The sequence below is a fragment of the Antarctobacter heliothermus genome (assembly GCF_002237555.1).
GTDB classification, from domain to species: domain Bacteria; phylum Pseudomonadota; class Alphaproteobacteria; order Rhodobacterales; family Rhodobacteraceae; genus Antarctobacter; species Antarctobacter heliothermus_B.
The window spans coordinates 113,324-126,511 of record NZ_CP022541.1; the positions used below are offsets into that span (position 1 = coordinate 113,324).

At 60.9% G+C, this 13,188-nt stretch carries 8 protein-coding genes and 6 pseudogenes; 6 read left to right on the forward strand and 8 right to left on the reverse strand.

Annotated features, from left to right (window positions below; all coding sequences use genetic code 11):
- Window positions 1-2: 2 nt before the first annotated feature.
- Both ANTHELSMS3_RS23035 and ANTHELSMS3_RS25855 read right to left on the reverse strand, forming a co-directional pair.
- Window positions 3-1,559, reverse strand: a pseudogene (locus tag ANTHELSMS3_RS23035) (ISL3 family transposase).
- Between the two features lie 108 nt (window positions 1,560-1,667).
- The gene (locus ANTHELSMS3_RS25855; RefSeq protein WP_198319973.1) at window positions 1,668-1,940 is read right to left on the reverse strand and encodes a hypothetical protein; all 273 of its coding nucleotides are present in this window, start codon (window positions 1,938-1,940) and stop codon (window positions 1,668-1,670) included.
- Here ANTHELSMS3_RS25855 and ANTHELSMS3_RS23040 point away from each other — a divergent pair.
- The 3 genes and pseudogenes from ANTHELSMS3_RS23040 to ANTHELSMS3_RS23050 all read left to right on the forward strand — a co-directional run bounded on the left by ANTHELSMS3_RS23040 (window position 1,932) and on the right by ANTHELSMS3_RS23050 (window position 4,993).
- Window positions 1,932-2,860: pseudogene (locus ANTHELSMS3_RS23040) on the forward strand (replication initiator protein A). The gene ANTHELSMS3_RS25855 and the pseudogene ANTHELSMS3_RS23040 overlap by 9 nt on opposite strands.
- A 154-nt stretch (window positions 2,861-3,014) precedes the next feature.
- On the forward strand, window positions 3,015-4,088 hold the full coding sequence (locus ANTHELSMS3_RS23045; protein ID WP_094037389.1) for a glycosyltransferase family 2 protein: 1,074 nt from the start codon (window positions 3,015-3,017) through the stop codon (window positions 4,086-4,088).
- A 17-nt stretch (window positions 4,089-4,105) separates the two neighbouring features.
- A complete protein-coding gene (locus ANTHELSMS3_RS23050) occupies window positions 4,106-4,993 on the forward strand; it encodes a glycosyltransferase family 2 protein (RefSeq protein ID WP_254694974.1) in 888 nt (295 codons plus the stop codon).
- Window positions 4,994-5,026: 33 nt separating this feature from the next.
- On the opposite strand, the gene ANTHELSMS3_RS23055 is transcribed toward ANTHELSMS3_RS23050, so the two are convergent.
- Complete coding sequence (locus ANTHELSMS3_RS23055) at window positions 5,027-6,250, reverse strand: O-antigen ligase family protein (RefSeq protein WP_094037391.1); 1,224 nt, start codon at window positions 6,248-6,250, stop codon at window positions 5,027-5,029.
- 125 nt (window positions 6,251-6,375) lie between these two features.
- Here ANTHELSMS3_RS23055 and ANTHELSMS3_RS23060 point away from each other — a divergent pair, with 125 nt between their 5' ends.
- Together ANTHELSMS3_RS23060 and ANTHELSMS3_RS23065 are read left to right on the forward strand one after the other, a co-directional pair.
- Entirely contained in the window at window positions 6,376-7,164 is a 789-nt protein-coding gene (locus tag ANTHELSMS3_RS23060) for a hypothetical protein (RefSeq protein WP_157733628.1), read from the forward strand.
- The gene (locus tag ANTHELSMS3_RS23065; protein ID WP_094037393.1) at window positions 7,161-8,696 is read left to right on the forward strand and encodes an FAD-dependent oxidoreductase; all 1,536 of its coding nucleotides are present in this window, start codon (window positions 7,161-7,163) and stop codon (window positions 8,694-8,696) included. Before ANTHELSMS3_RS23060 ends, ANTHELSMS3_RS23065 begins: the two co-directional genes overlap by 4 nt.
- Here the strand turns inward: ANTHELSMS3_RS23065 and ANTHELSMS3_RS23070 are convergent.
- Window positions 8,693-8,932, reverse strand: a pseudogene (locus ANTHELSMS3_RS23070) (transposase domain-containing protein); the annotation flags it as partial. The gene ANTHELSMS3_RS23065 and the pseudogene ANTHELSMS3_RS23070 overlap by 4 nt on opposite strands.
- Before the next feature lie 64 nt (window positions 8,933-8,996).
- On the opposite strand from ANTHELSMS3_RS23070, the pseudogene ANTHELSMS3_RS23075 reads away from it, so the two are divergent.
- Window positions 8,997-10,170: pseudogene (locus ANTHELSMS3_RS23075) on the forward strand (IS3 family transposase).
- A 50-nt stretch (window positions 10,171-10,220) separates the two neighbouring features.
- Here ANTHELSMS3_RS23075 and ANTHELSMS3_RS23080 read toward each other — a convergent pair.
- The 4 genes and pseudogenes from ANTHELSMS3_RS23080 to ANTHELSMS3_RS23095 all read right to left on the reverse strand — a co-directional run.
- Window positions 10,221-10,493 (reverse strand): annotated as a pseudogene (locus tag ANTHELSMS3_RS23080) (IS66 family transposase); the annotation flags it as partial.
- A 59-nt stretch (window positions 10,494-10,552) separates the two neighbouring features.
- The gene (locus ANTHELSMS3_RS23085; RefSeq protein WP_094037394.1) at window positions 10,553-11,245 is read right to left on the reverse strand and encodes an IS6 family transposase; all 693 of its coding nucleotides are present in this window, start codon (window positions 11,243-11,245) and stop codon (window positions 10,553-10,555) included.
- An 80-nt stretch (window positions 11,246-11,325) separates the two neighbouring features.
- A pseudogene (locus ANTHELSMS3_RS23090) lies at window positions 11,326-11,973 on the reverse strand (ISNCY family transposase); the annotation flags it as partial.
- A 110-nt stretch (window positions 11,974-12,083) separates the two neighbouring features.
- Entirely contained in the window at window positions 12,084-13,076 is a 993-nt protein-coding gene (locus ANTHELSMS3_RS23095) for an IS30 family transposase (RefSeq protein WP_094037395.1), read from the reverse strand.
- Window positions 13,077-13,188: the final 112 nt, after the last annotated feature.

Sequence of the window (13,188 nt, forward strand, 5' to 3'; positions counted from 1 at the left end):
AACTATGATGCCGCGACAAGCCGAGCCTTGAGCAGGTCGATATTCGCGCGACCATACATCTGGCGTTTCAGCGTCTTCAGGCGATTGATCTGGCCCTCGGTCTGCCCGTTCGACCAAGGTTCCCGCAGCGCGGCGGCAACTGCGGCCTAGTCGCTACGAAGGCCACCGGCGAAGGATGAGAGCATGCTGTCCTCGGCTTCGTCGAGCCAGACGGCCAGGGCATTCTCACGGGCGTTTCGCACCATGTCAGTGAATCGGTCGGTCAGTTCCCGGGCGGTTGCCAGAGCTGGTAGTGCCGCTTCGATCCGCGCGACCTGGATTGCATCGGCACGGGTTAGATGATCTCGTCCCATGGTCAGGAGCCGCGCAATCCTTCGGGCAGGTGGCGACTTTCTTATTCCGGACGGCACCGCTTGTTCGGCGCGGCGCTGGCGTGTCGCCCACTCGCCGACGACCCGGAGACTGCCTTGAATTCCATCAGCCCGTAACCGGCGCCAGAGTTCTGCGCCATTACGGCATCCGCCGCTCCACTCCCGTTCCAGCCGAGGCAACCAAGCGGTCAAGCTGCTCTCGCGGATGCGGAAAACATCTTCTCGCTCACCTCGGATGATTTGGCGGACCAAGCCGCGGCTCAGCCCGGTCAGGCGCACAATCCGTTTGATGGGAACACCCTCGTCGGCCAGTCGGCGGACCATGTGGTTGGTCTGCTGGCGCCTTTGAAAACCCTCGAATTGCAGCCTTTCCGCTGCCGTCAATAGTCTCGGATCGAGGGTCTCTACCCCGATAGCCTTGCGAATGGCTGGCATGTTCCGCTGCACGGCGGCCAGGAAGGCGGCACCTGCATTCTCTAACAGATGCCAACGATCCGCGACTTGAACCGCGTCCGGCCGGGCACGCGCGGTGGCACCGCCGTAGCCACCGTTGCGATCACGGGCAACAACCTCGATTCCGGGACGCGCGCGGAGCCACGCTTCCACAGTGGCGGGCTCCCGGTCGGGCAGCAGATCGATGACCTTCCGCCGTTCGAGATCGCAGATCAGCGTGCCGTAGCGCTGTCCCTTCCGCCATGCCCAGTCGTCGATACCCACCACGCGGGGGTCCGCGACAGCCCACTCGGTCTTCGCCCGAACGCTGCGCAGGAACGTATCTTTGCTCACCGGCAGCAAAAGCCGTCCGGCAAGCGCCTGCGCGGGGCGCCCACCGAGAGCAATGCCGATGTGACGCACCAGTTCCTGCAATCGCGACGTCCGGCGCGCATGTGGCCGCGTGACATCAGGCGGGACCCGTTCTGAAAAAATCTTCGCTGGGCAACCTACAGCGTGGCAACGAAATCGACGAACCAGCAACACCAGTTCAACTTCTCGACCATGGGCGGGGAGATCGGCTGGCCGACGCCAATACTTGCTGTGGACATGACGAGAGACCGTGCCGCAGCGGGGACATGCTGCCGAGGCATCCAGGGAACGGGCGTGGACCCGGATCCTGTTGCCATCAAGCTCAACCTGGTCGGCCTTCAACCCTGCCGGTAGAAAATCTCGTCGCGAAAACCATGAACCCATCGGCAACCTCCATCAAGCTCGCCGAGATATAGCGTTCTGGCAACTCAATTGCACCAAATGCGCGACAGAGCCAAAATTGCACGCCGATTGACATGGTGATTCCTGAAATCAGCGAATCAGGACTCGAAAAGCCCAGGAATGGACGCCTAAAGCGGGCATTTCGCATTTAGTTGTTGACGATGTCTTCGTTGATGAGTGTGAAATGTCGTTTTGGGTGTGCGTGAAGTGTTTTTTCTCTTTGGTGTGTGTGAAGTGTCGAAGACAGGAGGCCACAAGCCCACGGATTTCCCTCTGCTGCCAGACCGGCACCCGCAGGGCGGCTTCTTCGTCTGCGACATCCTCGATGCTGCGCCAAAGGGCGATCTGGGCTTCATGGAGCATCCGATCTTCTCACTCTCGACAAAGCCGGACACGTGGCCTCGCCGCTACGAACACAACGGTGTCACAGTCGAGATCAAGCCGTCCGTAGACGGGCTTGCCACGGTGCATGACCGGGACGTGCTGATCTACTGCATCTCCAGCCTCATCAAGGACATGAACAACGGCAAGGAACCGCAGCAGGTGATCCGCTTTCAGGCAGCCGACCTGTGCAAGGCGACCAACCGGAGACCACGGGCCGCGGCTATACCCTGCTGCAGGCCGCGATGGAGCGGCCGGCGGGTACCCGGATCTCGACCAACATCACAACCGGGGGCCAAGAGATCTTCGAGACCTTCGGCTTGATCGAGCGGGCAAAGATCGTGCGCGAGACCCGCGACGGCCGCATGCAGGAGGTCGAGGTCAAGCTCAGTGATTGGGTTTTCAACGCGATCCGCGCGCAGGAAGTGCTGACGCTCTCGCGCGAATACTTCCGCCTGCGCAAACCGCTGGAGCGGAGGATCTACGAACTCGCCCGCAAGCACTGCGGGCGGCAAAAGGAATGGCGCGTCTCGATGGAGGTGCTGCAGAAAAAATGCGGCTCTGGGTCCACCTTGCGCGAATTCCGACGCCTCGTGACGGCCATCGTCAAAGAGGACGAGGATTACAACCACATGCCGGATTATCAGATCCGGATCGACACAGAGCGGAACCAGCTGCTCGTGCGCTCGCGCGGGACGGTGGGGCCCGAAATTTCGACGAGGATCGATATCCCGCCCCTCGACCCCGATGTCTATGACATGGCGAGAGCCGCCGCGCCGGGCTGGGATGTCCACATGGTCGAGCAGGAATGGCGGCAATGGGCCACCGATACCCCGCGCAACCCGGAAATGGCCTTCCTTGGTTTCTGCCGTAAATGGCACGAGCGCCGCGGCAAACCGTAAGCAGGGCAGGGGCCTGTCCACGACGGCAGGGGCCCGACGTTGGCTTTTGGAATTTTAGATTGACTTGGCTGCCGTTGGGCCATCGACTGTCCCCAAAATGTATTGCCGAAAGGTGCCCCTTTGGGTTGCCAATTATAATGGATCGAACCCGTTCATGAGCGTGTTGGAAAGCCGGAATATTATTGACCCCGGGAAGGACTTGCAGATCCGGCCGGAACAGGTCCTTGTGGCTATTCCGACGCTGAACGAGGCAAGGCATATCGAACGATGCCTGCGATCCCTGATGGAGTCAGATCCCTTCTGCGATCGGGTCCTGTTCGCCGTGGCCGATGGCGGCAGCACCGACGAGACCCGGACGATTGTAGAGACCCTGACGCAGACGCACAGCAATCTCGTTCTGTTGGACAATCCCGATGTCCTGCAATCCGCAGGCATCAACCGCGTCGTCGCCGAATTGGCCGGGCCGGACCACGTGATCCTGGTGCGGTGCGATGCCCATGCGCAGTATCCAAGCGGGTACGTGCGTCGCATCGTGGAAACTTTCGCCGACCATCCAGACGCCGCTTCGGTGGCTGGCGTGCTTGACGCTCGGGGCGACAACGGCTTTCAGCGGGCCAGCGCCTGGGCGGTCGATACCCGGCTGGGGTCTGGCGGGTCGGCGCACCGCGGCGGGACGCGATCTGGTTGGGTTGATCATGGCCATCACGCAGGGTTCCGCCTTGACTGGTTTCGCCGTCTTGGCGGCTACGATCCCAGCTTTAGCCACAACGAGGATGCCGAATACGATCACAGGCTGGGGCAGGCCAATGGGCGTCTTTGGCTAGAGGGTCAGCTGCGCACGGATTACGTTATGCGCCCCACGCCGCGGGCGCTGTGGATCCAGTACTGGCGCTATGGAAAGGGCCGCGCGCGGACGGTGATGAAACACCGGATGCGCCCAAGGGCGCGCCAGATCGCGCCGGCCTTGTTGCTGGTGCTTCAGCTGTGCTGCCTTGTCGCCGCGCCGTTCTGGCCCCCGGCCCTTGGGCTGCCGGTGGCCTACCTTGCCATGCTCGCCGCAACCTCGGTCGTCGCGGCCGTGCGATTGCAGAGCGTCTGCGGGTTATGGGCAGGGGTGGCGCTATTCATCATCCACAACGCGTGGGGGGCGGGCTTTATTCGGGGGTTGGCACAGGGATTGGCCCAGGGATCTGCACGGGGACTGACTGGGGGGGCTGGCAGACAATGACGCTTGTGGCGATTACGATGTGTACTTTTCGTCGGCCCGAGGTGGCAGACACACTGCGGTCGCTCTTTGCACAACAGCTTCCGCAGGGCGTGCGCCTGCGGATCATCGTGGCCGACAACGACGACACCCCCAGTGGCCGTGCGGCAGTCGAAGACGCCGCCGCAGGGGCGATCTGGCCGGTTACATACGTCCACGCGCCCGCCCGCAACATATCGATTGCGCGCAATGCGGGGCTGGAGGCTGCGGGAGAGGCCGACTGGGTCGCCTTTCTCGACGATGACGAAATCGCAGAGCCTGACTGGCTGGCACGGCTGATGGACTGCGCCGCAGAAACCGGGGCGGATGCGGTCTTTGGGCCCGCCATCGCGGATTATGGTCCAGAGGCGCCCGCCTGGATCCGGGACCGCGACTACCACTCCAATCGGCCGGCAATGAACTTTGGGACCGTCATCACCGGGCACACCTGCAACGCGTTCCTGCGCTGGCGTGGCACCAGTTGGCGGGAGGTGCGCTTTGATCTCGCTCGGGGGCAGTCGGGGGGAGAGGACACCGCCTATTTCCTCGCGCTGCACCGGGGCGGGGCGCGGTTCGCGATCTGCCAAGAGGCCATCGTCAGAGAGGCGGTCCCGGCACAGCGCTTGTCCTTTCGCTGGATCGCCCGGCGCAGATACCGGTCCGGCCAGAGTTTTTCCGCTTTGGCAAAGGGGGGGCCGGCTCGTTTGCAGCTCGCCGTTACCGCCAGCGGAAAGGCAGTGCTCTGTACGGCGGCGGCTGCCGTGACACTGCCCTCTGCGAAGCGTCGCAATTATTGGTTTCTGCGCGGCATTCTGCATCTTGGCGTGGTGGCAGGGTGCCTGAATTTCGAACAATCCGCGCTTTACGGCACCACCGATGGGTCGGGCTGACATCTTGCTTGGCCGGGTCCGGGTGCCAGAGGATCAGCCGCAGCGTCGTTTGACAGCCGCAAGCGCGCCGATCCAGAAGATCATGTGAAACAGGACGAACGGCTTGAGAAAATCCGCCTCTGTCATTGTGCGCACAAGGACAACCATCATGTGCGCGAAGAGGTAGACCGACGGCATGGACCCGTCGGTGAACGCCCAACGGCTGATCATGAACACCCCCCACAGCAGCGCCAAGCCTGCGAACGCCAGTCCGATCAACCCTTGATGAACGGCGATCTCGTAGTAACTGTTGTGGAAATTGAAGACGTCCCAAGGGCCCTTGAAAAATTCGGCGTATATCTTCTGGATAAGCGGCGAGTCCTGATAGCGCCAAAAGCCGTTCGCGCCGACCCCCAACAAGGGGCGCTCACGGATCTGATCCTCTGCGTATTGCCACAGAACGGTCCGGCCCGTCAGCGTGCTGTCCTTGCCGAAACGGGACAGGACCGCATCGACGGGGTCGACCTGCTGATAAGGCAAAATAGCCAGTGCCACGATCAACAGAGAGCCGAACAATAAAAACAAGGTCGCCAGTCGGCTGGCGCGCAGCAGCCCACCGCGCAGGATCACGGCCCCCGAGGCCAGCAACAGCGTCGAGGCGAGCACAAGAAGCATCGCTGTGGCGGAACTGCTGAGAAAGGACAGCCAGGCTGCGATGCCAGCCATGCCAAGCGCGGCCAGCCGCGACGGCCACCTTGTGCCGGGGTCTAGAAAGGTCGCAAAGGTGACGAGCCAGAGGATCACCATGTTCTTGCCCATCGTGTTTTTTGAGGGAAAGATCCCCAAGTCACCAACGCCCAAGCCATATGCGACGACGAGATGGATGATTGCGATGATGCTCGTGGCCAGACAGATGGCGTGCATGATTTGTCTGGGGCTGAGGCTTGCGGCGACCTGAAAACAGACGATCAGCGTCAGGAACAGGTAAAGCGAAAATGTGAACGCCGCCATGGGGACCGCGGCCCAGAGGACAGTAATCAGGCACCATGTGGGAAAGAGCAGCACGATCCAGGCCCGCGCAATCAACGGGATGATGAGAGTCTGATCCCGCCAAATGGCGAAGGCATAATAGAGCGCCAGTGGATAGAGCAGCAGCTCGTCGCCGGGGAACTGGACAAAGGTCACCAAAGCCCAGAGTGTGAACGCCATAAAGTCCCGGCGTTCCGGAGAGATGCGCAAGGTCGGGCCGGTCGTGTGATCGACTGCCGCATTCACCATGACGGGGCTCCTGTTCCTCGCACTTGACACAGTCGGCAACACTATCGCCAGTCACCTGATCCAGCGCAATTGATCTTCGCGTTGCTTGCATGATTATAAAGGCAGAGGATGCAGGGCGAGACAAGATGACAAGGCTCACAGCGGTCGACGGACATGTCCATATTCATCCGCACGCGGACCTCGCTGCTCTGCTGGAGGCGGCAGTGGGCAATCTCTCCCGTCTGGCGGGAGAGGGGGCGGACCCCTGTCTTCTGCTGACCGAAACCGCCCGGGCGGACGTCTTTGCCGAGATGCGGGCGGGCCACCGGGTGCCCGCCGGCTGGACGATCGAGACGCCTGTGGCGGATCCGGCGGCCATTGTGGCCTGTCGCGGAAGCCACCGGCTGTTGCTTGTCGCGGGGCGGCAGATTGTGACCTCGGAAAAACTCGAAGTGCTGGCTCTCGCCACCTGCGACCACTTTGCCGATGGTGCGTCGCTTGATGACACGTTGCAGGCGCTGCATGCGGCAGGGATTCCCGCAGTGCTGCCCTGGGGATTGGGAAAATGGATCGGCAAGCGGGGGGGCCTCGTCGCGGATCGGATCGCGAGGGCGGAGCCGGGTGTCATGTTGGGGGACAACAAGGGGCGGCCAATTGGCTGGCCCGCCCCAAGGATATTTCATGCGGATCGCGGCGGCATCGTGCTTCCGGGGAGTGATCCCTTGCCGATTCCGGGCAGCGAAACCGTCGTCGGAAGCTATGGGTTCCTGCTCGAAGGCCGGCTGGACAGGGATCGTCCCGCCGCAGATCTCTCAGCGCGGCTTCACGGGCTGACGGGACAACCGCCCGTCTTCGGGACCAGACTGGGGCCGGTCGCCGCATTCCGCGCCCAACTTGCGTTGCGTCGGGCAAAGCGCGCCGGGGTTGTGGCGTGAAACGCGCGACCGTCGCCGACCTAGCGGCCGAGCCTTTCGACATTCTTGTCGTGGGGGGCGGCATTTACGGGATGATGGCAGCCCGCGAGGCGGCGCTACATGGCCTGCGCGTCGCATTGGTCGAGCGGGCGGATTTCGGCGGCGCAACATCGCATAACTCGCTCAAGGTGATGCACGGTGGGATCCGCTATGTGCAGCACCTCGATTTCGGACGGCTTCGGGCCTCGGTACGAGAGCGCGCCTTCTGGCAGGCCGCCGCGCCCGATCTCGTCCGTCCGATGGATTTCATCATTCCGCTATTCGGATACGGGGTCCGGGGGCCGGGGGCCTTCGCCGCTGCGGCGGCGCTTTATACTGCCGCGTCGATCGGATTGCGCGGGCCGGGGTACGGCGGCACCGGCGTCGTGTCAGCAGGCACCGCGCGGGCGCGTCTGGGGGAGCTGGCCCCGGCCGGCCTGACGGGCGGGGGCGTTTGGCGCGACGGGCAGATCGAGGACATCAATCAACTGCACATTCGCGTGCTGCGCAGCGCTATCGATGCCGGGGCAATGGCGTCCAACCATGTAGAGGCGGTGACATTGGTCCGCGACGGCGATGCCGTCACCGGCGCGCGGTTGCGGGATATGATCACAGGGGCCGAGGGCACCGTCCGCGCCGGTGTGACCCTTTGCTGTTCCGGCGCGGCGACACCGCAGCTTGCGGCAACCGTGATCCCCGGTGCCGAGCGGCGTCTTCCGGGCTTCGCCCGTGCGACGAACCTCGTGATTGATCGGCCCGCCGAAACGATCGCAAAAGGCATCGTCAGCCGCAGCCGCTCGGACGCGGTCGTGGACCGGGGCGGGCGCATGTTCTTTCTGACGCCCTGGCAAGGTCGGACGATTATCGGCACACACGAGGCACCGGCCCCGGACCGGGTCGCCCGTGATCCGGACGACATCCGGCCTTTCCTCGAAGAGATCGCAGAGGCAGCGCCCGCGCTAGACCTTGCTGAACGGGACATCCAGTGGGTGCATCAGGGTCTGATCCCCGCCGAAGTTGACGACGGCCCGGACAAGGTGCGGCGGATGACACGGGGCGCGCTCATCGATCATGCCGAGGCGGATGGGGTCGGCGGGCTTATCTGTGTCGTTGGGGTGAAGTACACGACCGCCCGCCTGATCGCGGAACGCGCGGTCACGCGGGCCCGTCGGCAACTCGACAGAGAGGCGGTGGATCCTTCAGTCTCGTATCGAACACCCTTGCCTGTGACCGGTTCAATGGCGATTGAGAAGGTGTCTGAGGCCGCGCTGGAGACGCGGATGAGAGAGGCCTTTGAAGATGAGATGGCAGTGACGCTCGCCGATGCGGTGATCCGACGAACCCGTTTCGCAGAGCGCGGAGAGCTTGGCGCCGGTGCCTCGGGCCTCAAGGACCGTCTGGCGCGCGCTGCGGCCAAGATACAGGCCTGGGATGACCACCGCGCGACGCAAGAGCGTGACACGCTCGAGCGGGCCTTGGCAGAGGGTAACCGCCCGATTGATACCGCAGTTTAAGCGGGTGCCCAGTTCCATGTTAGCAGTTCATCAATCCGGTTGATCTTGTGATCGTGTATGCGGTCGAGAACGTCGGCGAGGTAGGCTTGGGGATCAATGCCGTTCAGCTTGGCCGTTTCAATCAATGTTATGGCGCGTGCCAAGGTTTCCGCCCCGGTGTCAGCACCTGCAAAAAGCCAGTTCTTGCGACCTATTCCAATTGGGCGTATCGCTCGCTCGGCGGCGTTGTTGTCGATAGAGGTGGTCGCGGGATTTCGGACCAGGTGCTAAGCTGTAGCGCCTGAGGAAGAACGCACAGAAATGACCAAACGGAAACGCTATTCGGCAGAGTTCAAGGCGAAGGAGGCTCTGGAAGCCATCCGGGAGGAGCTGACGACAGCCGAACTTGCCAAGAAGTATGGCATCCACCCCACGATGATCAGCGGCTGGAAGAGGACTGTGATCGAGAACATGGCCGCAGCCTTCAATGGCCAGGCGACCGCGGAGCCGACGATATCGGCGGCAGAGGTCGAAAAGCTACACGTCCCACTGTCCGACAGCACATGCCTGCATGTGCGACAGGAAAGATCGGGCAGTTGGTCGTGGAACGGGATTTTTTGTCGGAAGCCTCCAGTTTCGTCCTCGGCGCTGGAGGCAAAAAGCGGTGAAGAAAGACCATCCTGATCTCAGCGTCCGGCGGCAATGCAGCCTGCTGACACTGGCACGCTCAAGCCTCTACTACCAGCCGCGCGGTGAAAGCGCCGAGAACCTGAAGTTTATGGAAATTATCGATCGGCAGTTCTTGGAGACGCCGTGGTATGGGTCCCGGCAAATGGCCCGGCACTTGGCTCGCGCGGGACATAAATGCGGGCGGCATCGTGTGCGGCGGCTGATGAAGCTCATGCGGTTGGTGCCGATCTACCAGGAACCGAAGACCAGCAAGAAGCACCCGGAGCACAAGATATATCCATATCTTCTGAAGGACTTGCCAATCACCCGGCCCAACCAGGTCTGGTGTGCTGACATCAGCTACATTCCCATGCGCCGTGGTTTTCTTTATCTCGTGGCCGTCATGGACTGGCATAGCCGGAAGGTGCTGAGCTGGCGGCTCTCGAACAGCATGGACGCGAGGTTTTGCGTTGAGGCTTTGAAAGAAGCGCTGGCCGGATACGGTGTCCCCGAGATATTCAACACCGATCAAGGTTCGCAATTCACCAGCACCGATTTCACCGACGTGTTGCGCGATGCGAAGGTCAAAATCTCGATGGATGGTCGGGGGTGCTGGATCGACAACCGGATGATCGAACGGCTATGGCGATCCCTCAAATACGAATGCGTCTACTTGAACGCCTTCGAAACCGGTTCCGAAGCCCGCAACGGGATCGGTGACTGGATCACCTATTACAACGAAAGACGCCCGCACTCATCACATGGGCTCCTGACGCCGGACGAGGCCTATGGTAGACGATCTCCGGACCTGAAGGCCGCCGCCTGAAATGAAACCAATGCTATAGCTTAGCAAGGCGGCAAACTGGTCGAAAATCCGGGACCACCTCTGATAGCTACGCGGCCATCTGTCAGGAATAGGCAAAATGACGGCCAACGGCTCAGACCGTAGCGGAAGGCTTTTGCCAGATCACTTTTGCCGGGGATGCGCGTCAGCTGTTGTTCGGCCCAGTGCTTGAAGGCCTCGACCTTCGGTTTGCTCAGCTTTTGGCGTGCTGCAAGGCGTTTGTCAGCTGATTGACCTGCGATTTCGCGCTTGATGTCGTAGAGCTTCCCTATCCTGTCGAGGGCCTCACGAGCGATCTGTGACTTGTCTGACGGGTGTTGTCAACTTAACTCGCCGGCCGCGAAGAGATGGCGGTCTTGGAGCGTCAGATGCTCGCAGCCTCCTTCCAGGCGTCGAAGGCCTCTATTCTGTGATAGCGTGTTGCGTTTGCGGAACGGCGGCGGGCAGGTATTGAGAAGCGGTTTTTGGCGGCAGACTGGCATGTTACAAACCGTTGCAACCCGCCCGGAGAGCGAAACCCTTGCATGCACCGCTCTCGTTTTCGAAACGGCAAATGGCTGTTCTCGGCCCGATTATTCAGGCCTTTGTGGGAGCGATGTTCAAGGCCGGACGCGATCTCGCGTCTGGCTGCGCCGTAGGATCGCAGCTTGTCCGTGACAATCCGTTTGGGCAGGCCAAACCGCTTGATTAGCGCTTTCAAAAGACGCTTTGCGGCACGCTTGTCGCGCCTAGATTGCAGGATTTCCTCCAAAACGATCCCCTCTTGGTCAACCGCGCGCCAGAGCCAGAATTTCCGCCCCGAGATCGTCACCACAACTTCATCGAGATGCCAGACATCCCCCGGACGCGCCTGCCGCCGGCGCAAGTTTCGGGCGATCTGCGGGGCGAATTTTGCCACCCAGCGCCGGATCGTTTCGTAGGAAACGTCAATGTCACGCTTCAGAAGCATTTCCTCGACTTCGCGCAGGGAGAGGTTGAAACGGACGTATAGCCAAACCGCGTGCGCGATGATCTCTGGTGGAAAACGGTGGCGTTTGTAGCTGACGATCATGCTCATTCGCAGCAACTACGCGAAATCTCCAACGCTTCAAACAGGCCCGAGTTAATGTGACAATGCCCTGTCGTGTGTTCATTGGGTTTGGGCACCCGAAAGACCGAGTGCTTGTCGCTGTAAAATGCGACCGGGCGACCGTGTTTGAGCAGATAGCTTTTCAAAGCATCAAAATAGCTGAACGTGCTTTCGGACGTCACAAACCGCAGTTCCATCAAGGTGCTGGTCGCGTCGTCGATGAAGACGAGCAGGGTGCAGGGATCCCCGCGATCCTCGAACCAACGATGATCTGAGCCGTCGATCTGGATCAGTTCGCCGTAACATTCCCGGCGCAAACGCGGTTGATGGAACGTCCTGCGCTGTTTGCGGGAAAGCCAGATCCCGTCTTCTTGCATCCATTTGCGAACCGTCTCGCGCGAGACTTTGAACCCGTGATGTTCGGCCAGTATCTCTGTTGCCAATGTCGGCCCAAAGTCCGCATAGCTTTCTTTGATCAAATGCAGCGCAAAGTCACGCTTGGCATGATGGATGCGGTTGTTCGGAGGTTTGCCGCGCGCTTTGTGCCGGATCGCCGCCGCGCCATCTTGACGATACCGCTTCAGCAATCTGAAAACCTGTCGACGCGTCAGGTCCAACATGTTTACTGCATTATCAACCGTCAGCCGACCATCATCGACCTGCGCCAGAACCTCCACGCGGTTCAACTCGCGCTTGCTCATCATAACCCATCCCATGTCCGCTCACCCTCGTTGATTTTTGAGGGCAGAGTGACATTCCTGAATTGCTCATGGGTGACATTCTAGCTTTGCGGCTGATGGCTCAAGGGTCGTTGCGACGGTTTCCGCTATCTCAGTTTCATCATCTCTTCCCTGAAGGCTTCTGCCGGCGTACGCCATCCGAGACACTTCCTGGGGGTGCCGTTGAGGCGGTCGCAAATCGCCTTCATATTGCGATTTGAGAGCGCCGCGAGCTGGGTGTCGCGGGGCAAGTACCGCCGTGCCCGTTTGTTCAGGTTCTCAACCGATCCTTTCTGCCAGGGAGCCTGCGGATCGCAGAACCAGCTGTCTGTGCCGATTCCGGACTTCAACTTTCGCCACGCTCGGAATTCAAAGCCGCGGTCGAAGGTAATGGATTTCCGGGCGTATTGGGGCAGGGGTTCCATCACATCCATCAGCTTGTTGATGAAGTGGGTCGAGCTCCGGTCGTTGTTGCGGAACAGGACGGCAAACCGGGTTTTGCGTTCGACCAGTGAAGCTACATTCATTGTGCCCTGAGACCGCTCAAAGATCATCAGATCGCCTTCCCATTCGCCAAATGTCTCGCGCGTCTTCACGTAGTATGGGCGTTCATGGATCGACCGATCCGGCGGAAACACCTGGCCTCTGGGCCGTCTGGCATAGCGTGGCTGCCGTTTCTTGCGCCGACTGGGAAGATGGCGCGCCAGTTCTTCGGATTGGCCTTCAGCGCTGTAAACGTACGCGTAAATCGTTTCGTGACTGATCCGGATTGGCTGACCATCGTATCCGAGGCGTCCGGCGATCTGCTCTGGCGTCCAGCCTTCTTTCAGTCTGTCGATCACGTGACCGCGCAACGCATCCAAACGGATCAATTTCCGGCGCCGTGCCCGCCGTTCAGACGCGTTTCTTTGAGCGACCATTCCATAGTAGCCGTTCAGATACGGCAGCTCATCATCGGTGAAATGGTTCCGCTTGATCTCGCGGTAGACGGTCGAGCGATGCCTGCCAATCTCAGCTGCGATCTTGCTCACCGGCATTTTCGCATTCAGCATGTCTTCGATTGCGCGTCTCTCACGCAAATCCAGTTCTGTGTGGGCCATGTCCGTTCTCCTTGCTTTTCAGCAAGATAGGGGAATTGTCGCAACCCATTTTAGAATGTGCCGGCTACACAAACGCACAGCCAATAATGCGTGTTATGTTGCAAATGACTTA

Excerpts from the sequence above, each read along its gene's own strand:
- ANTHELSMS3_RS25855 (WP_198319973.1), bottom strand. The coding sequence starts at position 1,940 with ATGCTCCATGAAGCCCAGATCGCCCTTTGGCGCAGCATCGAGGATGTC.
- ANTHELSMS3_RS23045 (WP_094037389.1), top strand. The coding sequence starts at position 3,015 with ATGAGCGTGTTGGAAAGCCGGAATATTATTGACCCCGGGAAGGACTTG.
- ANTHELSMS3_RS23050 (WP_254694974.1), top strand. The coding sequence starts at position 4,106 with ATGTGTACTTTTCGTCGGCCCGAGGTGGCAGACACACTGCGGTCGCTC.
- ANTHELSMS3_RS23055 (WP_094037391.1), bottom strand. The coding sequence starts at position 6,250 with ATGGTGAATGCGGCAGTCGATCACACGACCGGCCCGACCTTGCGCATC.
- ANTHELSMS3_RS23060 (WP_157733628.1), top strand. The coding sequence starts at position 6,376 with ATGACAAGGCTCACAGCGGTCGACGGACATGTCCATATTCATCCGCAC.
- ANTHELSMS3_RS23085 (WP_094037394.1), bottom strand. The coding sequence starts at position 11,245 with ATGAGCATGATCGTCAGCTACAAACGCCACCGTTTTCCACCAGAGATC.
- ANTHELSMS3_RS23095 (WP_094037395.1), bottom strand. The coding sequence starts at position 13,076 with ATGGCCCACACAGAACTGGATTTGCGTGAGAGACGCGCAATCGAAGAC.